Raw genomic sequence first — 21,048 nt, 5'->3', positions numbered from 1 at the left:
CCTCCTAGGCCGCTTTTAACCGTAACAGGCCAACCTTACGCAAGGCATAACAGATGCGCTTGGTTTCCAGAGGATCGAGTTGGCTCAAATGGATAATTTCCGATAAGGGTTTATGTCCATCAATCAAAGCAAAAATATCAAGTTCACGGGCTTTGAGCTGCACGGTATCCATTGCATCTTCGTTGGTAATCAAACGAACCAGGACCATGCTTTCATCTTTGAATTCTGTCGCTGCAAGCTGCCTTTCATCAAGCTGGCTAAGGCCTTCCATTAATACGTTCATCAACGAAATGCGCACCTGCATGTCGCGCAAGTTGGTCGGCAGTTCGTCTTGCTCGAGAAAAAAACTCCCGGTCTTTGCACTCAGAATGTTCCCGAAGGCATCCATTGCATGCAGGCGGAGAGCTTCCATCAACTGACCTTCATTGACCAACCTTTTTTCAACTAGCATTCGACCGATCGGCAAACATCTCTCGCGAGCCTCCGTAACCACATCACGAATCGTGTCATCATCAACAGTAAGCAGCTTCTGCTTCTTCATGATGTCAGTTAAAAATGGCTGTTTCCCCCCTTTCTTACTGCAAGAGGCAAAAACAAACATGCCATCTTCAATGAAAATTTCACCAAAAACATCCCTGGAAAAAATAGTCAATCGACCGGAAAGACGCGAATTAGAAGCGAAGTTGATCACATCAGGTAGGGGAATTTTTTCCAGCGAACCGGATAAAATCACGCCACCCTTTTTGATCAGGCCTGCTTCAGTCAACATATCCGACATGACATTGCGCATCAGCAGAGGGAAATCCTTCTGAAAGTACTGACGCAGCAACTTGTCAATCATTTCATGAAGAACGGCTGGAGATGTCATAGGTCCTCCAGTATCTTTAGCCGATTCCTCTTCGGGTTCTTCAACAACAACATCCTTTAGAACCTCTTCCATTTTATTGATCAAATCATCCGGTTCGAACGGCTTGGAGAAATAATATAAAACCCCAAATTCCTTCTCAAACGCTTCGCCTACCGATTCTCCTTTAGATGAAATGAGAATCAGTGGGATATCTTTAAAACTATCGTCTTCACGCACCTTTCGACAGAAAGTATGGCCGTTCATGTTCGGCATGATAAAATCAACTAGGATGACCGAAGGTCTTATTTTCTGGATCATTTCCAGGCCTTGTTCACCGTCTTCAGCCGTGTAGACGTTGTACCCGTGCTGAGAAAGGATCAACTCTCCCAAACGGCGAACAGTTGGTGAGTCATCAACCAGCAGAACCTTGATTCCATCAGTAGCCATTTACACAATCTCCAAGCTGAATGTAAGCTGTTAAAACGCAAAAAAGCGATAAACGCTAGAAGTTTACCACCTAAGATTAAATATTCATAGTTTTTAATTTAAGAAAATAAGAAAACTTTAAAGAAAGGCAAGAGGAATGTAGTTCACCGATTCAAAATAAAATCGACCGGGACGATCACCTGGCTCACAACAGGCCCTGCCAAGGAAATAGCCGGTTTGAACTGCCAATGCCGGACCGCTTTTTGGGCCGCGCGATCGAGGCTTTTGTAGCCCGAGGATTCTATCAGACGACTCTCCCCAACCCGACCATCAACTAATACAAGTACCTCCAAAAAAACTGTACCCTGCTGTCCTCGGCGCTTTGCCGCCTCCGGATATTCTGGGAGTGGATTCAACTCATAACGAGGTAGGGCCTGTTGGAAAATTGCCTCACTGCTCCCACCCCCCTCAGTGATAATGGTTGAAGCTGAACGGTGCGGTTTTTGACTGACCAGTTCCTCACCAGAGCTCACACCGGGCACTTCGTCAGCGGAGGTTTTTACCGGCAGCACCTCCTCAATCTGTTCGATCAAAGACACCAAAGACGGAATGGTCTTTAAGACATCTTCCTCGATGATTGACTCAGTCACCACCTGTTTTGGGTTTGCCTTAAAAGCCTGTGGACTCGCTTTTAACAGTTCAGCCTTCGGTTTACTTTTCCGCTTTCCTGTCTCAATCAATGCCGCTTGATGAGGTTTTTTGTTCCAAGTCTTAGTTCTCCCAGTAACCATTCCCGAGCCAAGCGACAACCCCGTTGCCCCATATTCCTGCGGGATCGCTGGACAAAAAAACTGTCCTACCGGTCGCATCACGAGTCCGACACCATCATTGCGGCCGCGTTGCATCATCTCAGCCTGCGGTGGGATTCCAATCTGAAAGACCATCAAGTGCAACAGTAGAGACATGCAGATCATCACTGCCAAGCGGAAAAAAACAATCAAGAGATAATCCAATAAAGGTACTTGTAAATCATAAACAGGTATTTACTTGTTTTAACAACAAACCATTGGTAAGTTACCGCAAAATCGCATAAAGACCCAAAAGTTTTATTTTTAAACATTTTGAAATCATCATGCTCCACATACTAAAAAACCTTCGAGCCGCAATAACGTTTGCCACCCTTTGTGGCCTTGCCTTTTCAAGCTTTGCGCTTGCCGAAGAAAACTCATCACCAGAAACGAAATCCGTATACGTCATGCCAACGGTGACCGTAACTGGAGAATCAATGGAGAACCTTTCCGTTACGGTTATCAGAGATCAAGACATAATAGAATCTCTTCCGGCTGGCAATGGCAACCTAAACGACTTGCTGGAAACGGTTCCAGGAGTGCAATTTTCGGAAAAGTATCATAATTCGTTTCAAGCAGGCGAAATCAAACCACCGGAAATTTCCATTTCAGGCGGTCGTCCCGGAGACAATAAGTACATCCTCGACGGAGTCGGTTTTAACAGCTACTTTGACCCGAATGTTACCAACAAAAGCTATATTCATGACATTCCGGGGCATTCACAAGAATTCTTTTTACCTGCTCACCTGATTGAATCCGTTACGATTTATCGCAGCAACATTCCGGCACGTTACGGGGGGTTCACCGGTGGTGTTGAAATTGTTGAGACGAAAGATCCAGAGACTAAAATCGGCGGAGAATTAAGCTACAAAACAACGCGTGATGAGTGGACACATTTTTATATTGATCCACATTACGAAGAAGATTTCTACACTTCAACCGATGAAAGTTATCAACCGAATTTTTCCATAGATAAGAGTTACGGCCTTTTTAACCTTCCCATCAACGATAACTCAGGTTTGTTTCTTTTTGTCTCCCGCCTTGAATCGGCGATACCGCTTACCCTCTTCACAGAAAAAGAAACTCAGTACAGGAGAAATGATGTCATTTTTCTGAAATATGTTTTCGAACCCGCTCTAGAAACGAAAATCACGCTTGGGGGTCTTTACAACAAATACCAAGAAGATCTTTTCCTGAAGCACACCAGCGACAGTCAATTCAAGCTGGACAATGGCGGCTACAAAATCGCTGGGAAGTTGGAACATGAAAGCGATATTGGAAAAACTGAAGCCAATCTTTCCTGGCAAAAGAGTGGCAACAATCGCGATGCCCCAACATCTCATTTCAACTGGACCACGACAGACATTAAAGATGCCGGAGCCGCGATTAACAGAACGAGAAGCCCTGAAGGCGGTTATGGAGATATCGAAAAAAGCCAAGAAAGCATTACCGTAAATCTTCACCAGGAATTTCCTCCTGTTCACGTAGCAGGAGTCGAGCATTTTGCTATGGCAGGGGCCGAAGTCAAACATGTCAAAGCGACCTATGATCGCATAGACACATCGACAAACTACTCTGCTGCATTAGTTAATGCCTCGGTCGACTGCACCGGGAATGAGGAAGACTGTATCGATGGAGATCAATTTTTTTGGTATAAAACCGTTTATCCGGAAGACCAAGCAGATGCTTCTGTTAGTAACTATTCCGCCTACATTGAAGACAAAATGGAAATCTCCCGCTTAACGTTAAAACCGGGGTTACGAATTTCCTACAGCGACTACCAGAAAAACACCGACTACGCTCCACGATTTGCAACAACATACGACCTGTTTGGCAATGACAAAACCCAATTTTTCGGTGGTTACAACAGATACTACAATGACGATCTTTTAGCGGACAATTTGCGAGAACAAAAAAAACCTTACGAGATATGGTGGCGATTCCCCGCAGTTCTAGTTGATGGGCAGCCGCCAGAATGGCAACTTAAACCTCGATCATCAATAAATCTAGCCAGAGCAAGAGACCTTCATACCCCTTACTCCGATGAGTTCACAGCGGGAATTCGCCAAAAACTCTTCGGTGGGAGACTAGAATTACTGTACATCCACCGGGACTATAAGGATCAAATCGTTACCATCAATATAGACGATCCTGACGGAACCTACACTTATCAGGAGTTCAGAAACGAAGGACGACGCTACCACGAAGAAGCCAGCATCTCCTGGGAAAAATGGACCCAAAAACACTATTTATTTTTTGATGTCACTTGGCAGGAGACAAAAACCAATAGCGAGCATTTTGACGATTTGTTCGAACTTGACGAACTCGATGAGTTCGTATGGTATGACGGAAGAGCGGTAAGAAGAGACAAATTACTTGCAAGCAACTATAGCCGTCCATATACCGGCAAATTAATTTACCGGACCAAGCTTCCCTACGGCCTCTCATTTACCAATAAAACAGTCTACCGAAGCCGCTACAGATCCGTTGACACAACTGGTGACACTTTCATTGATCCCAACACAGGTGCTGAATTAGAGGTTTTCGAAAAGGTAAGCAACCAAAGCTCCCTTATTTTTGATTGGTTATTCACTTGGGAGACACCGAGCTATAAAAGTAATCGACTGGTTTTCGAACTTGAAATCCTGAATGTTTTCAACCGCAGGGTGGCACTTGGCGAAAAGGTAGATGAATATCGTCTCGGCCGCCAATACTGGGCCGGGCTTACTTACAAATTCTGACCCTCAACGAAATCCAGTACACTGTTTAAAGCAGAAGCATGCCCATTATCGCCGACATACAAGCTATACCGTCCGGGGATATTCAGACGCGGAATGTCTACCTTCAATTTATTCTTGGCAGCTAACTCTACCTTAAGCTCAATCGGCTTAGGGATAACTTCAATTCCCAGCGGGCCGTTGTTCACATACAGCATGCCGTTATAACTTACAATACGATTTGAAATTGCCGGCATAGCAATCGTATCAACCAGTTTCGGCTCGTCCAACTTGCTAACATCGACCGTATGCAGCCCACGATAACGACCCGCGACGTAAACCCTGTCATTCTCAACCAGCAGGCCCAAGGCAAAGCCGGGGAGCTTTAACGAACTGACTAGTTGAGGCTTCTCTGGGTTTTCGATATCAACAATCAGCAATCCAGCCTTACCGTTAGCGACAAAAATCGTTTTCCCCACGATCTGAAACTCTGAAGCCTCCGAAAAATCGGCAAGCGGGAATGGCAGCTTCAGCTGACTTAGGAATGACAACTGGCCATCATCAATCCGATAGAACTTCAGCCCCTCTTCAGCTGTTGCTACGGCGACTATCCCTGCCCCTTCATGAATATGTAGAACATTGCTTACTGAAACCTGATCCAGCATTTTCATATCAACTGAATTCAGCCGCCGATGAAGCGACACACCGGCCACACTATGACCTGCAATCAGATATTCACCGACAGCCTCCAAACCGAAAGCCTTAATTTCAGGCCACGCAGCTACTTTTCGTGGACGACTTGGCTGAGTGATGTCGTACAGCTCTACTCCTTTTCGACTGCCTGATACCCAAAGACGATCTTCCTTTTGCGTAACACGAATGAAGTTTCCTTTACTCAGCTGTCTAAGCTGACCTCCCGGATCGGCTAGATTGAGAGAGTAAAGGCCCTCCCGACAAGTCAAAAACAAATGATCCTCAACAACGAGGAAATCTGATATGCGCTTAGGTGACGGTATTCGAGCGATAGTTTGACGAGGCAAGATTTTCTTTGGGTCAATGATCTTCACTTCCTTATCGGCAGTAATCGCATAGAGGTAAGAACCTACTTTGGTTAACGCCATCGGCCTTGCGCCAAGATTTACAAATTCAGCGACCTCCCCCAATTGGTTACCACTCCAGTCGATTCGACCTAACCCGCGGGTGCTATCAAGGACAAAAATCTCATTATCAAATGAATATAACTCGGTCGGCGAATCTAGATAAAAACGTTCAACGACCAATTCAGGTGAAGCTGGGTTGGCCAATGAATACTGCTTTACCCCTCCCTGCTCCAGTAGATAAAGATGGTTATCGATAATTTTGACAGACCTTGCACTTCGTCCATCTGCTAATCGCCCTACCAATAACGGCAGGCCCTTGTTGTCCAGCTCATAGATAAACGTCCCCAATCTTCCGGCAACCACATACAGGTATTTGTCGTAGCTGTCCACCCCCCTAACCTGGGCCCCTGGATCGACAATCGCTATCGGTTTTTTCCTCTCTAATTCATTCAGGTCATAAACCAGTAATCCATCCATATTTGCAGCTACATACAGATAATGGTCTACCACCTTACTGGCAACTGCCATCGACCAGGTATCCAATCGCTGCAAAGGAGAGATTTTCCCTTTTTCAAGTACCTTGAAAATCTGCAGCCCATGCTTGCCACTGCTCGCATAAAGATTGTTTCCATGTCGATTGATATCGAGGATGCTGGAATTGGTCTGTAACTGGGTCTCTAACATTTTCGGTTTCAAAGGATTGCTGACATCGACTTGTCGCAAACCATTTCCATTGGTTCCTACCAGCAGGGTGTCGCCAATCAAATGAACATCGTGCCCAATACTCATTAGTGGTGTCGACCCAACGATCGCGTCCTGGTTATTGACATCAAAATGCATGAAAACCCTGGTTTCATCGGTGAAGCCATGACCGGACAAATCTATCGATGCAGTTTTCTGTAAAGAAACGGAAAGCGGTTGTTGCGGATCAAGCGAGAATTCCTGGCTGTGAGAAAAATCTGTCCAGAATCCGTAGCCAGTCCACCCCAGAGCCGTCAAATAAACAACCAGCAAGAACGTGAGCAGAACAGGAAGAGTCTTTTTCATCGTTCGACCCCATCCTCGGCAATCTCCACTTCAGCATCCAGTAGAGGCTGCAACAATGGCACAAACAGGTCAGACTTAAACGGTTTGTGCAAAATGCCGGTTGCCAATTCGGAAAGCTCAGACAAATCATCTTCAGGACCAACAAGCACAAACAGAGGAACATTCTGCAATCGTTGCTGACCAACGTCTACCAACTGCTCAATCGGGAAGGAGGATACATCAATCAACATTGCGCAGTAATCCTCAGGTGAAACCTCATTCAGCAACGACAAGTTCGTCACCACCTCGATCTCAACAGGCAACTCCCGGAGCGAAATCTTGATCAACTCACGCGAGGCGATACTTCCGTCAGCCAGCAAAAGTTTTGCTGCCGGTTCCTCAGAATCGCTGGAAGCTGTTTGCGCAACTGGACTTTTCTCTACCAAATGTAATTCGTGCCAGCTTAAACTGAGCGTTTCGACCAGCTGATCCCAGCCGAAAGGTAGATAAAGTTTGTGTTCCTGCCTCCGCAACTCAATTTGCTGTGATCGGTTCGACACCAAGACCCGCCGTAAAGTGTTCAACCTGTCCTCTTCTCTGATTGCCTGATATAAGGGCTGTCCATCGGGCAATTCTGCAGTTGGCGAAAGCAGCATCATGGCAAACGGCTTACCGGACCGTTCCGCGGAGCCGAGCCTGTACCAGGCATCCGCTACCGAGTCCGCACTCGTCACAATCGTTCCCAGTTCGGTTAATCGGCTCACCAGAATCTCCTGGCTGCTATCATCACCGACATAAACCAAAACCGGCTGTTGTCGCAACGACTCCGGCAACGCCAGCCCTCCTTCTTTTAGAAGTGGCAAAGAGAATCCGATCCGGAAACAGCTTCCTTTTCCGATCTGACTCTCCAACTCGACAGAACCGTCAAGCAGCTTCACCAATTGCTGGACAATCGTTAGGCCAAGACCGGTTCCGCCATATTTACGAGTATGGGAGGCATCTGCCTGATAAAAAACGGTAAAGATCTGCTCCTGAGCTTTCACATCCATGCCGATCCCGGTATCGATGATTTCAATGGCAAATTCTGTAACCGAAGTAGGTTTTGTCATGCAGGCCACATTGACCGTCACCGCCCCCTGCTCGGTAAACTTGATCGCGTTACCGATCAGGTTCATCAAAATCTGCCGGATACGGACCTTGTCCCCTAGAACCTTGCAGGTTGCCTGCAACGGAATCCGGGAGTAGAGGGATAAGCCTTTTTCAGCGGCGGTACCAGCCAGCAGGTTTAAAACATCATCAACAACCTGATAGAGGGAGAACTCGGCCTTTTCAAGCTGCATCTTACCGGCCTCGATCTTCGAATAGTCGAGCACGTTGTTGATCAACTCAAGCAGATTTTCACCTGAACTTTGCACGGTCTTCGCCAGCATCTGCTGCTGTTCATCGAGCGAGGTACGAAACATCAGCTCATTCATCCCCAGTACCCCGATCAGTGGAGTACGCAATTCATGGGTGATATTGGCAAGAAATTGCGATTTAGCTTCACTGGCAGCTTCAGCCTGTTGTTTTGCGTATTCAAGCACCGACACCAACTTTCGCAATTCTTCTGTCCGTTCCTCGACAGTAGCTTCGAGAGAATGTTGATGTTCGACCAGTTCCTGGCGATGGTTATCGATCTGTTCCAGCATGTTATTAAATCCATCGACCAACTGTCCGATTTCATCCTGGCTTTCTTTTTTGGCCCGAACGGTGAAGTTTCTTTCCCTGGAAATCAGGGCCATCGTATCGACAAGGCTTAACAACGGCTTGGAGACCGGGCGCTGCAATCGTCCCGCTAGCCACCACGAAAAAAGCAACAACATGCCTAACAAAACCAGAACAGCAAAAGCGACCCGATTGAGGTGAACGTAAAACGTTTTCAGATCGCTCAACAAATACAAGCTGCCAATTTGCTGATCGTTATAGGTTATCGGCAGAAAAACACTGAAATGCTGCAGACTGGTAATTACTTCCCGTTGTTTTAGATTCAGCCAGAACTTATTTGCCGAGTCGGGAAAATCGTGCGCGATTGCAGCCAAAATAAAAGGCATGGCGGAGCTATCAAGATATTGGGTAACAGGTTCACCATCCTGATTGAACAGGAAAGCAGCGCGAATACTCGAGTGCCCGCGCAACGAGGCTAAAATATCTTCAGTGGTGGAAATATGTTGAATCATGAGCAACTTTTTACAGCTGTCGCCCAAAGCCCCCCCAAGCGCTGTCAATTCACGCTCTAAAAAACTCCGCGTAGAGTACAATTCACCGACAGCATAAATGCCGCTGACAATGGTCAGGATCAACACGCAGATTAACATCATCAATGCGGTCAGTTTTTTTCGGATCGATAAATTCCGGAAACTCAACTTCAAAACTCGCAGTCCCCCCCAAAAAATTACCAACAACTTATCAATATTCCATCGTTATTTGAAGTAAAAGCTTGATTTCCCGAACAAACAGCTACCGAATATATTGAAAAAAAGTGATGACTGCTTTAGAGTAGGTCCCTTTTTGAAAGAGGAAATATGAAAGACGGAAAGGAACAGCCGATGACTCGGATCAATCTGCCGGCAGAACGTCAAGTCGAACACTTGACCCTGTTGCGTCAGGGACGCCAAATCTCAACCAAGGAATATAACGCCCTCACCAGCGGCGAACGGCTAGAGATGATCCGTCAGGCATACGGCAAAAAAAAATACGACCTGTTGCTAAACGCATCAGATGCCGAACAACTCACTCCTCAGTTGCACCCCCAAGAACTCTACATGACGATCAATGAGCTGGGCAGCGAATACTCCGCCGAGCTGTTGATGCTGGCGAGCAGCGAACAGATCACCACCCTGCTCGACCTCGACTGCTGGGATGGTGATACTGTTAGCCCGGTGCTTTCGCTCCACTGGATTCAGTTGTTACTGGAAACCGGACCGGACAAAGTCTGTCAGCTGGTCCGGGAAATTGAACCGGAAATTCTGGCCATCTTTTTGAAAAAACATCTGGTCATCACGCGCGGACTGGAAGTCTATGACGATGACGATGCGGAGAACGCCAGACGGCTCGAATCTCTTTACGATATTGATTTCGCCACTGACGATGCGGCCAAAATCATCGGCGCGTTCCTAAAAATCATCATGGAACAGGCGCAGCAATCCTACCTGTTGATCATGGAAATGATTCGCAGCGAAATCATGGCGTCTCTTGAAGAAGAGGTATTCCAGGGGCGCAACAGCCGGCTGGCCGACCTTGGCTTTGCCCCCCCTGCGGAAGCGAAAAACATCTACAGTTTTATTTCCCCGGAGGATTTTATCCCAGGCGGAAAAAGTGATTACCGGCTTGAGGCGGACGAGCTGCAAAATCCAGGGGCATTGCTGGTTCAGGCCAGTCCTAAAAGCCTGCTCGCAGAGGTGTTGACCAACGGCCTTAATCATGAGCTGGCCACCGAGCTCTGCATGCTGGCCAACCGGAAGATGAGCGCTGACAACACAGACATTTCCTCCGCCAGCGAAGTTGGGAAATCGCTGCAGGAGATCTACGACACTCTTAATCTTGCCATGGAGCATCAAGTCGGAACCGATATCGACGAAGCGGAACGGCTCGTCGATTCGACTTACCTGCTGCAATTGTTTCAGCTGGGCCACAGCCTGCTGCAACAGTTACAGAACAAAGCGCGTGAGCTCTTGGTTGGCCCGATCGGGCCATACCTCGACTACCCTGAGCAGCTGTTTCTCGATGCCCTGCTGGAAAACCCGCCAGTCCTTTACTGCGAAGCTACCGCAAATGAACCGAGTTCGCTACAATCGATCTGCACTAGTAATGCCCTCGAACGGACTAAGTTACGCCTACTGCAAATCGGCGACCTGCAACGATTGTTCGACAAACTCCCTTTTGCCTTGCCCAATCCAGAAACGGAGACGGAGCTTCCCAGCCTTTCCATGCTTTTCCTGACAGCAATCGCCAACCGGATTCTTGGCCGCGCCTTCAGCCCCGAACCATTGACGGCAGAAGACCTTCTACTGCTCAAAGCCCAGACGATGGAAAACGAAGAGGTCTCCGCTGAGTTCCGCCGCCAGGTGCAGTCTGTTCCCGAGAAATTGGATATCAGTTGCCAGATCTTCATCGACTTCTGTCTTGCCTGCTGGCAAGAGGATTTACAGATTCTCGATCTCGACAATCTCGATGCAGAAGATCAGCTATGCCTGTTGCTTAGCAGCTGAACTATAAATTTTGACTGGGAAGGTTGCACTTTCAGAATTGAGTGTTTATCTTTAAAAAACCTTTCCGCTACATTGAAATATTGCTATCCAATTCACGTTCATTCTCTTTACAGGAGGAGCTGATGATCAACCGCCTTGCACTAGCTATTCTGTTTGTATTACTTCTATCTACTCCTATTTGGGCGGGAAACCTGCCCGGCGCCTTTAGTGTGTCGACAATGTTCGGCGAGCATATTTTTGATAATGATCAGAATTTCGATAATTCAACCTACTTTTCTCTCGGACTCGGCTACAATCTGACCGATCGAGCAACCTTGGAAGCGGTGTACGGCCTGACGAAAGCTGAAGGCGAAAATGCCGGCGATACCGACAGCAAAGTTCGTACCTTACGGCTTGATGCGCTGTATCACTTTCAACCAGACAATGCCTTGGTTCCCTATCTGGCAATCGGGGGGGGGGAAATCAACAGCAATCCTGAGGTCGGCTCAAGCACCCGTCACCTGTTCGGCAACATTGGTGGTGGCATTAAATACTTTATCAACGACGTAATTGCGCTACGCGGCGACGTGCGCTATCTGCTCGATCTCACAGATTGGGAACCGGAATCGGAAAACAACCTAATCTATTCGGGTGGCCTGCTGGTTCAATTCGGTGCCCCAGCCCCAGCCCCGGTGCCGGTTATGGTGGAGGAACAAGTTGCAACACCAGAACCCGAACCAGTTCCAGAACCAGCGCCAACTCCAGCCCCGGCCCCAGCCCCGGCCCCAGTGCCGCCAAAAGACAGCGACGGAGATGGTGTCATCGATTCGATGGATATCTGCCCCAACACCCAGGCAGGTGTTCCGGTCGACAATGTCGGCTGCCCGCTCGATTCGGACGGTGACGGTGTCTATGATTATCTCGACAAGTGTCCAGAAACACCGGCGGGAGTTTCCGTCGATGCGGATGGCTGTCCGACCCGGCTGACCCTGAAGATCAACTTCGGTCTCAACAGCGACCAGATCGGACCGGAATATGATGGTGAGATTGCCAAAGCGGCCCAGTGTATAGAGAGCTATCCTGGCAACTTGGTTTATATCGACGGTCACACCGACAACCTTGGACCGGATGAGTACAATTGGAGACTTTCCGAGCGCCGCGCCAAAGCGGTCAAAAACCGGTTAGTCGAAAAATTCAACATCCCCGCCAAACGTCTGACCGCTCGCGGCTTCGGCGAATCGGAACCGGTTGCCGACAACGCCACCAAAGAGGGACGTTTCGAAAATCGCCGCGTGGAGGTCCTCTGCGGCGCGACCGAATAGAAGACTACATTGAAAGACAATAACAAAAGGCCGGGGATAACTCGGCCTTTTGTTATTTTTCGAGCATAATCTCTCTGACCCGTTGCCCGCTCCCCGGCTTGGTCAAATAGAGAAAAATCAAAATGGTACGCCCGGAAAACTCCAGGAGATGCTCAAAGGCTGCAGCAAAAAACTGTATTTTCCCTGTACGCTCCAATCGAGCGATTTCCTGCTTCACCCTTTGCCTCACCTGCGCACTCTCAGCTTCGGTAATCCGGCTAGTAAAAAACTCCGGTTCGGAACCACCAACCACCCGTTCATGGTGAGCATAATCACGCGCCAAAGCCTCTCGCAGAAGGTTGAGCTCGGTTTCTGCAAACCGCTGCCGCAAATAGGCATAGACCTGTAGATAAATTTCCCGCAACGGTTGCGACCCCTGGAATAGCCCCTTCTCACGCCAATAGCTTTCAATATCTGCCAGCACCTTTGCCTGCCCGCCGAGTCGCTCCACCAATAGCGGCAGCAAAAAATCAAACCGATGGCTGTTCACCAGCAGATCGAGCAAGCGACTGATCCCGCGCAGTTTTTCTAGCTCGGCATAACCGATTTCGGATGAACCAAGAATCGCGTAAGGCGGATTCGGATCAAAACGGATACCACGTGCTCCCGCCTGCTGTCGCAACGGCGTTCCGGGCAACAATTTAACCGGCTCGACCTGTAAATGGTGAGGGTGCAATTGAGCAACCCACTCAAGCGAGGAGAGGAACTGTTGGTAGCTTTCACCGGGCAAGCCGGCAATCAAATCGAGATGTAGGTGGATGTTATCGGCCTTGCGCAGTCGGCTTACATTCTCGGCCAGCTTTTCCAGCGATGCCCGGCGCCCGACTTGCTGCAAAGTTTCTGGCAGAGACGACTGGACACCAATTTCAAACTGAAACATACCGGGCGGCACCGTTTCCAGAAGCCGCAACGTCTTTTCGTCGAGCAGGTGAGCGCCAATTTCAAAATGGAAGTGGCTGCAGCGATTCCGTTGCAGAATAAATTTGAAGATTTCCCGGCTACGCGGGTTATCATAGTTGAAAGTGCGATCGACAAATTTGATCTGCTTGACCTCGGCATCGATCAACTGCTGCAAGTCACTGAGAATTCGTTCCATGGAAAAGGAGCGAACCCGCTCATCCAAAGCACTCATGCAGAAACTGCACGTATAGGGGCAGCCGCGGCTCGACTCGTAGTAAACCAACCCACGCGACAGGTCAACCAAACCCGCAGCGAAAGGTGACGGCAGCTCATCCAGATTATCCAGCAAACTCCTTCCGCTGGGGGCCGGCTCAACAGGTAAATGTAATCCGGGGATGGGAACAGGTACCTGTCCTGTCTCCCAGGCCCGCAACAAATGACGCAAAGGCAATTCCCCCTCACCACAGACCAAGGCATCGACCGGATAGTACTGAAAAAAATCTGCATCCTCGAAAGAAACCTCTGGCCCGCCAAGCACAATTTTCAATTGCGGAGCAACCTGCTTCAAGCAGGCAACCAACTCAAGCGTTGCGACTCGGTTCCACAGGTAGACCGAAAAAGCGACCACATCAGCCTGTTGCTCAACGATGCGGGACAGCACCGTTTCTTTCGGCTCATGAACAGTGTATTCGCAGATCCGGATGTCACCACACTCTGGACCGCAGAAAGCTGCGAGATACGGTAGGGCCAGGCTAGCGTGGATATATTTGCTATGCAGCGTTGTTAGCAATATGTTCATGCGCCGGAGGATAGCGCAAAGGGCATTTGCGGTTCAAGTTCATCGAGCCACTTTATCCCGTTCTTCAACTTGTGGTATGCTCCGCCGCCAGAGTTCAAAAGGATCTTGTGAGATGAGTAAAAAAACCATACTGGCGGTTATCGCCGACGAAGCGGGTGAAGTCTTTGAACACCCCGACCTGTTGCTGGCTGGAATGAGTGGACTGACTCCGCACAGACCGGAAATGGACGAACTGATTCCGCTGCCGGAAGGGAGTCGCCTGTTTACCATACCCGACACGCCGCCGATCGGCTTCGACAAGCGCACCGGTAAACTCAAGACGCTCGAAACCCTGCCCAAAAGTTGGGGCGGTGGCAAAGTGCAAGCGGTTTCCGCCTTTATGACACCAGCATTCACACGCACTCTGCTGCCCGCCGCAGTCTACGGCAAAAAAGAGATTGATCTAACCCTCTGGTCTTATACCGCCGTTGGTTGGTGTGTCGAAGAAGAACGCTTTTATGTCGCTGCCGCTCGGGTTGACCGCAACCAGCAGTGGCAACCGGAACATTTTGATGATCGCAAGCTGGAACCGCTAGTCCGCAAGCGTGTCACTGAATATCCGCAGAATCGCCTGATCGAGCAACTCTCCCGCTGTGCTCTCGACTATCACTGCTTTGCCGCCAAGAACTTGTTTTTCAACCGCTGGGAAGCGCCGCTGCCGACCTCTCCGACCTGCAACGCTCGCTGTGTCGGCTGTATCTCCAAGCAGGAAGCCCCCGATTGCTGCCCTTCCAGCCAAGAACGGCTAACTTTCGTGCCAACCGTTCAGGAACTCTGCGAGGTCGCTGTTCCTCACCTGTGTAAAGCGGAAAATGCTATCGTCTCCTTCGGTCAGGGGTGCGAAGGCGATCCGATTTTGCAAACCGACACGATCTGTAACGCCGTCAAAGAGATGCGTGCACAAACCGGGCGAGGTACGATAAACTTCAACAGCAATGCATCGATCCCTTCTGCCATCGACCGGTTGGCCGAGGCTGGGATCGATTCAATCAGAATCTCCTTGAATTCAGTTCAGGAGCGCTTCTATAACGCCTACTATCGTCCGCAGGGTTACCGTTTCGACGAAGTTATCGATTCGATTTATCGCGCCAAACGCAACGGTCTGTTCACCATGCTCAACTATCTGGTCTTTCCCGGTATCAGCGACAGAGAGGATGAGATCACAAAGTTGCTGGAGTTGATCGATTCAGCCGGTATCGACATGATTCAGATGCGTAATTTGAGTATCGACCCACTGCTGTATTGGAACGCTATGGGAGCGGAAGGAAGCGGTATCGGCATGAAGAAAATGCTCGACCGAGTCAAGTCGGCGTTTCCACGGATTCAGTTCGGTTATTTCAACCGAACCAAAGAGAATTTTTATCCAGATGGTTTTGAAACCGACTGGCCACTGCCTGGTCAACTCGGATAAAAAGAATTTTTGAGCGGAGGGAGCAGTAACGGTTCCTTTCTATTAACAAAAAAAAATCATTCGGATTTTCCGTTCACCCTGACTTTCGTGAATTCTGCGAAACAATCGCGCACAAACAAATCAATTATAAAAACTAAATCCGTGGCACCATTTATGCCAAAGTAACCGGACAAATAAAAATTCAGCGCACCGAAAGATCACAGATCCAGCAACAGGGAGAGACCATGCTGCCCAGAAAAGGAGAATCTGAAGGTTATCGTGCGAACAAATCAGCAAAAAAAAGGAATTACATCAAAGAAAAAGCAATCGACAACCAAATCTGGCAAACCGCTTCAGAGGCTTTAAGCAGGAGGGAAAGCTTCTCTCCACCGTGCGCATGCCATCTGTGCGGCCTGGTTGCGTTCCTGGTGCTAAGCCTCGCGGTCATCACCTTGGCAACCAACTATCCAGAACCATCGGCACAGCTCCGCATCTGGCTTGACAAAGCACCGCCTGAGCTCTATCTCAACATTTCCCTGGCCGTCTATATCATTTCCGAATTTTTCTATATTCTGCTCAGAAGCGGGCAAGACGGCTCGCGTAAATTCGCCCTCAAATAACTCGGATTCTACCTGGCTTTCTACTTCTTTTTCTGGAACGAGGAAATGTTGCAGGAAAACTTTAAACTGATCGCCATCTCCGGGATTATTCTGCAAACCATGGAAAGCTTCCGCCGAGCTCAGTGCTGCAAACAACCCGGAACTGAAGTGGTGGATTAGAAAAACAGTTCTTCAGCCGCCAATTACCAAAACTGCCAATTGGCGGTCTGAAGAACATAAAGGGCAAGGATAAAATTGGTTACTGCATGCGCCAGAACGCATTGGCTGATGCTTCTGGTCCAATAAAGCACCAAACTATATGCAACCCCTGCCATAACGCCAGCCAACACCAGGTTGTGCTCTAGGCCGAACAGCACCGAACCGATAAGGAAAGATGCCAGACTGTAGGTTCCAACCCGAACCGCCATAAAATTCTGATTTATGATGTAGCGCAGCAAAAAAGAGCGCCAGAAAAGCTCTTCCATAATCGGCACCACCAAGGCAGCGCCAAAAATTCGGGAAAAAATCAGCCCATTACGTATGGGATCGTTTTCAATCAGGCTCGGGTTAAACCCCTGACTTTCACCCAGCGTGGCAAAATCCCAATCCATATTGATCCAAAGAAGAAAAACGATTATTCCAAGTAGCACGCTGCCAAACGTTTGCGAGGGATTTTTTAAATCTCCCCAGCGTAGCTCATCATAATGTCGTATGAAGCTCAGCAGCAAAATCGCCACCAGAATCGCTTTCAGCGGATAAAGATAGAGCATCAGCTGTTCGCTAAGAGCAAGCATCCCCTGATCGACAAGCCACTGCAAGCCTTGCTGCAGGCCGATAAACCCCATAAACACTGCAAAAGGAACAATCCGCAACCAAGCTGCCTTACCCATAATCCCTCCCAGGCAAAAATACAAAAACCGATCAATCCCAATAGATTATCGCTGCACTCAGTTCCTTCATGAAATCGGCAAAATCGGCTTCCAACCCGGAGCGATGAATTATCATTTCCGAGTATCCTTCCGCTAATGGAAATTTATTTCGCAAGCGATCTTCCAGGCGCTGCAAAACACGCAGGACAACGTCTTGGTCACGATAAGAAGTCAACCAATCGTACTCAATCATCCGGGGGAGTTGTTGTTGCAAGCTCTCAGGCAACAACGGGTAACAGCTTTGCAATCCCCGATACACATCTTGCGCGAACTCAGCAAGTGGACGGCTGGAATATCGATCCCAGTGACAAGCGAGGAAGTGATCATAGAAAACATCAACGAGAATGCCACGGGCATAGCGGAAGCGTGGATCGAGTCGCTGGCGACTACTCTGAAATGACTGGCTTACAGTAGTATAGGTATCTATTCGACGATGCAACCGCAGGTGACGGGCAAGTTCTTCGGGCAAAGAGCCTGACACTGGGCCTTTCACGAAATCTCCCATCAAAGATCCGGCCCAAGCCAGAGGAGTTGGTGCAGAAAAGTAGAGATGAGCGAGGTAATTCACCGGTCAAGAACCGTTTAACAATAAGCTCACTCGTCGCAATCCAGCCTGCAGAGTCGTCCATCCAGTTCACTGACAACGATCGACTCACCTCGCCCTGAATCAAGCAAGCGGCGGAAAAACTCGAGCATCGTATCCCGCAACCCAGAACGAACAAAGCGCTTGGCCAGTTCTTCAATTTGATGGGCTGCGGTTTCTTCATCGTCGACCAATATCCAGAAGAACTTTTCTGCCTGTACCCAGTCTTTCCGATCGCAGTACAAACGGACCAACCCGGCAACCGCAAAAGGGTCATCTCCAAGTTCCATCGCAGTTAAATAACTGGCTTCGGCCTGTTTGATATTTCCGAGGTGAACATTGGCATCGCCCATCCGCGTGAAAAGAGCTTGGGTCCCTTCATTTTGCTTGAGGATTTCCTCCCAGATTTCAATTGCCTTATCATATTGTTGGTGCCAGCGGAAGCAGTTGCCGAGGCCATACAGCGCGTAAGGGTTGTGCGGATCGATCGACAGGGCATGACGGAAATACTCTTCAGCCTTATCAAAATCGTTAATCCGCCAACAGAGCTTGCCGATGATAGTGAGAATATGCAGCTCATCAGGATCAAACTGCAAAACCTTCTCGTAATAGGCGATCGCTTTTTCTTCATTTCCGAGTCGGTGCTGTAGATCGGCCATCCCGGTCAAAGCGAAACGGTCACGCGGGTCAAAATCGATGATCTGCTGATAAACCCTTTCCGCCTCTTCAAATTGCAACAGCGCTTTACTACTATCGGCAATCCGCGTCATCACATGCTTATCGCGTGGCCGCAGACTCAGATACTGTTTCCAATGCCGTATCCCCTCCTGATGACGTCCCATTTTCTTGCAGACATCGCCCAAACCGCGAAGCGCAAATAGATTATTTTTGTCGATTCCTAGCAAGTGCCGATAACAGCGCTCTGCTTCGTTGTAATCGCCGGTTTCCCGACAGGCATCCCCCATCCCGGACAACAAATAGGGATTATCCGGTTCCTGCTGCAAACCTTCCTCGAACAACTGCTTCGCTTCCTGATAACGGCGAGCACGGAACTTTTGTCGGCCTTTTTTCGAAAGATCAATAACAGAAAGCTGTCGCTTTCCCCCGCTAGCTGCGTTGTTACTTTCTGTTTTATCCACAGCATCTCCTGGCTTTAAACATTTCGGCAACGTTCAAATAAATTTCTTGCATATTCGTGGCGGCACCAGTTTTCCAGATCGATCATCGCTTCCAGCGGCTGACGGAAATCGAGCCGACCGGTAGCAAAAACGCCATGACCGTAAACTACTGCAATACCACCATCGATAACCGGGGGAACCTTGCGCGCGATCCCACCGGCGCCGACCTCTCCGGCGACAATCGGCACTTGATCTAAGTACCTAATTTTATCACAATCTTTCCAACAATCTTTTATCTTGCAGTCTGTTTCTTGACAAATCAAGCTTAGAATCACTGAAAACTTCGGGTGGCCATGCAGAATGGCCCGCGCGCCACTATGCTCAAATATAGCCCGATGGGCGATCAGCTCACTCGATGCAGTGATCCCGGCGGTACTCGAATTATCATTCGGCACCCGGTCAATACAGCCGGGCAGGTCATCCAGGCTGGCACCGGTCTGGGAGATAAACAGCTGGCCATCCAGGCAAGAGGAGATGTTGCCAAAAAACGAATCAACCAACTTCAGCTCGACGGTTCGCTTACCGACCTGATCCATCGCCTGCAGGATCCGCTCTTTTTCATCCAGCGGCCCCTCAAGTAAGTCTCCACTGCCCCGGGGGATATCCGTTTTCAATTGTTGCCAGAGCGGATCCAACGCCTCTATTTCCTCTTCGGTCGGCGCTTGCGGATCAATTAACAACATCAGCAGAAACTTTACAAACAGGGCATGATAAACCGAAGAATAATTAATATAGGCCTGCTCGACCGTAACACTGCCGGTCGCCATAATCCCAACCCCTTCGACCAACACCCCCTTGCGTTGCCCGAGTTGCGAAACCAGATACTGCGGATCTTCGACGCTGAACTGCTCACGCCTGATGACCGGGATATCGTGCAGAAAGGTCCTGGTTTCCGTATCCTGCGGGACGATCCGCCGATCATTCGCCGGAATCCGCCGTAGCAGCAAATCGACCAGTGGCAACGGCGGAGCAGCAACCACAAGAGAGATTATGTTCAGACGCTCGATAACCGCTTGCCCCAGCGGCAGCAAGATTTCACTCCCCCAGTTGAGCAACCGATCATCCCTGGCCAGCAGCACGGTACGTTCAGGATCAGCGCTACCATCAGTGGCCAGTTTGCCGGCATATTTCTCGATCTGCCGAATCATGGCTGACACCCCAGGAAATCGGCCTGCGGCAAGCGTCCCTGTTCATCCAGCCCGCGAATGCGATAATACTTCTGCATTTCTTCGACAAATCGTACTTTATCAATCGGCGCAACCTCAATCCCCTCGCCACTACTGCCCGCTTCGGTAAAAAACCGCTCCGGAAGCAAATCATCGTCAGCAGTGAACCCGTTTGCAAGATTATAAAAACGCTCTGTGAGATAGATCCGTTCCCCAATCTCCTTCAATGATTGCGGCGTGTATTCGACACCGGTGGTCGCCGACAGAAGTTCAGCATATTCCTCGAGGCTAGCACCAAAAAATGAGAATTTGCAGGCTACCAGCGAATCGATCGTGGCATTGCAATCCTCGGCTATTTTGATCATCCTCGCCTTGCCTGCAAAATCGAAGCGATCGGTCGCCACCGGTTTACGAAGAATTTCGTGGGAGATCGGATAAGCGCGTAGGTGACAGCCGCCACGGTTACTGGTGCAATAAGCTAGCGCCATCCCATAAGCGCCGCGTGGATCATACGCTGGCAACTCCAACCCTTTTACGCTCATGCTCAGTTCCGGCCGTCCCTGCCGTAGCGCGACTCGCTGAGCCCCTTCCGCCAACAAGTCTCCATCTCCCTGACGATGGGCAATCTTTCGCAGCAACTCACCGATATCTTCCGCCCTCGGAAATTCACCACGCGCTTCTCCCCATGCCGACAGAGTCGCCGCCGCCGAGATGGTATCCATCCCGAGCTGGTTGCAGAGATTATTGGAATTGACGATGGAACGCAGGTCTTTGATATTATTGAGCGCTCCGAAATGATTGACCGTTTCATATTCAGGCAGCGGGGTGCCGTCCTGCGTGCTCTTTTTGCATTGAATGGGACAGCCATAGCAGCCATGGTTTTTCGGCTGATACTCTTTGCGAATCGCGGGCCC

The 21,048-nt window shown here is 49.2% G+C and carries 15 protein-coding genes; 5 read left to right on the top strand and 10 right to left on the bottom strand.

What is annotated here, in order from left to right:
* Positions 1–4: 4 nt before the first annotated feature.
* Positions 5–1,294, bottom strand: a complete 1,290-nt coding sequence (locus tag Q7J88_RS01085) for a response regulator (protein WP_303720305.1) — start codon at positions 1,292–1,294, stop codon at positions 5–7.
* 143 nt (positions 1,295–1,437) lie between these two features.
* Positions 1,438–2,274, bottom strand: a complete 837-nt coding sequence (locus Q7J88_RS01080) for an energy transducer TonB (protein ID WP_303720304.1) — start codon at positions 2,272–2,274, stop codon at positions 1,438–1,440.
* 131 nt (positions 2,275–2,405) lie between these two features.
* On the opposite strand from Q7J88_RS01080, the gene Q7J88_RS01075 reads away from it, so the two are divergent.
* Positions 2,406–4,862: a TonB-dependent siderophore receptor gene (locus tag Q7J88_RS01075; protein ID WP_303720303.1), complete on the top strand. Its 2,457-nt coding sequence runs from the start codon at positions 2,406–2,408 to the stop codon at positions 4,860–4,862.
* On the opposite strand, the gene Q7J88_RS01070 is transcribed toward Q7J88_RS01075, so the two are convergent.
* On the bottom strand, positions 4,850–6,985 hold the full coding sequence (locus Q7J88_RS01070) for a hypothetical protein (RefSeq protein ID WP_303720302.1): 2,136 nt from the start codon (positions 6,983–6,985) through the stop codon (positions 4,850–4,852). The two genes, Q7J88_RS01075 and Q7J88_RS01070, sit on opposite strands and share 13 nt — an antisense overlap.
* On the bottom strand, positions 6,982–9,321 hold the full coding sequence (locus Q7J88_RS01065) for an ATP-binding protein (RefSeq protein WP_303720301.1): 2,340 nt from the start codon (positions 9,319–9,321) through the stop codon (positions 6,982–6,984). Before Q7J88_RS01065 ends, Q7J88_RS01070 begins: the two co-directional genes overlap by 4 nt.
* A gap of 204 nt (positions 9,322–9,525) precedes the next feature.
* Here Q7J88_RS01065 and Q7J88_RS01060 point away from each other — a divergent pair, with 204 nt between their 5' ends.
* Entirely contained in the window at positions 9,526–11,211 is a 1,686-nt protein-coding gene (locus tag Q7J88_RS01060; RefSeq protein WP_303720300.1) for a DUF6178 family protein, read from the top strand.
* Positions 11,212–11,333: 122 nt separating this feature from the next.
* Positions 11,334–12,512 (top strand): OmpA family protein, encoded by a 1,179-nt coding sequence (locus Q7J88_RS01055; protein ID WP_303720299.1) that lies wholly within the window; start codon positions 11,334–11,336, stop codon positions 12,510–12,512.
* Between the two features lie 52 nt (positions 12,513–12,564).
* On the opposite strand, the gene Q7J88_RS01050 is transcribed toward Q7J88_RS01055, so the two are convergent.
* Positions 12,565–14,250, bottom strand: a complete 1,686-nt coding sequence (locus Q7J88_RS01050; protein ID WP_303720298.1) for a B12-binding domain-containing radical SAM protein — start codon at positions 14,248–14,250, stop codon at positions 12,565–12,567.
* A gap of 112 nt (positions 14,251–14,362) precedes the next feature.
* Here Q7J88_RS01050 and Q7J88_RS01045 point away from each other — a divergent pair, with 112 nt between their 5' ends.
* Complete coding sequence (locus tag Q7J88_RS01045; protein ID WP_303720297.1) at positions 14,363–15,700, top strand: radical SAM protein; 1,338 nt, start codon at positions 14,363–14,365, stop codon at positions 15,698–15,700.
* Between the two features lie 224 nt (positions 15,701–15,924).
* The gene (locus Q7J88_RS01040; RefSeq protein WP_303720296.1) at positions 15,925–16,299 is read left to right on the top strand and encodes a hypothetical protein; all 375 of its coding nucleotides are present in this window, start codon (positions 15,925–15,927) and stop codon (positions 16,297–16,299) included.
* Positions 16,300–16,481: 182 nt separating this feature from the next.
* Here Q7J88_RS01040 and Q7J88_RS01035 read toward each other — a convergent pair whose 3' ends face one another.
* The 5 genes from Q7J88_RS01035 to Q7J88_RS01015 all read right to left on the bottom strand — a co-directional run.
* Positions 16,482–17,168, bottom strand: coding sequence for a CAAX prenyl protease-related protein (locus Q7J88_RS01035; RefSeq protein WP_303720295.1), 687 nt, complete (start codon positions 17,166–17,168; stop codon positions 16,482–16,484).
* A 31-nt stretch (positions 17,169–17,199) separates the two neighbouring features.
* On the bottom strand, positions 17,200–17,700 hold the full coding sequence (locus Q7J88_RS01030; RefSeq protein WP_303720294.1) for an acyl carrier protein phosphodiesterase: 501 nt from the start codon (positions 17,698–17,700) through the stop codon (positions 17,200–17,202).
* A gap of 101 nt (positions 17,701–17,801) precedes the next feature.
* Positions 17,802–18,929 (bottom strand): lipopolysaccharide assembly protein LapB, encoded by a 1,128-nt coding sequence (locus Q7J88_RS01025; RefSeq protein WP_303720293.1) that lies wholly within the window; start codon positions 18,927–18,929, stop codon positions 17,802–17,804.
* A 14-nt stretch (positions 18,930–18,943) separates the two neighbouring features.
* Positions 18,944–20,116, bottom strand: coding sequence for a class II aldolase/adducin family protein (locus Q7J88_RS01020; RefSeq protein WP_303720292.1), 1,173 nt, complete (start codon positions 20,114–20,116; stop codon positions 18,944–18,946).
* The coding region (locus Q7J88_RS01015) for an aldehyde ferredoxin oxidoreductase C-terminal domain-containing protein (protein WP_303720291.1) at positions 20,113–21,048 on the bottom strand (936 nt) is incomplete at its 5' end. The genes Q7J88_RS01015 and Q7J88_RS01020, both read right to left, overlap by 4 nt.

The sequence above is a fragment of the Malonomonas rubra genome (assembly GCF_003247215.1).
GTDB lineage: Bacteria > Desulfobacterota > Desulfuromonadia > Desulfuromonadales > Geopsychrobacteraceae > Malonomonas > Malonomonas rubra_A.
This window is presented reverse-complemented; position numbering and strand designations above follow the sequence as displayed.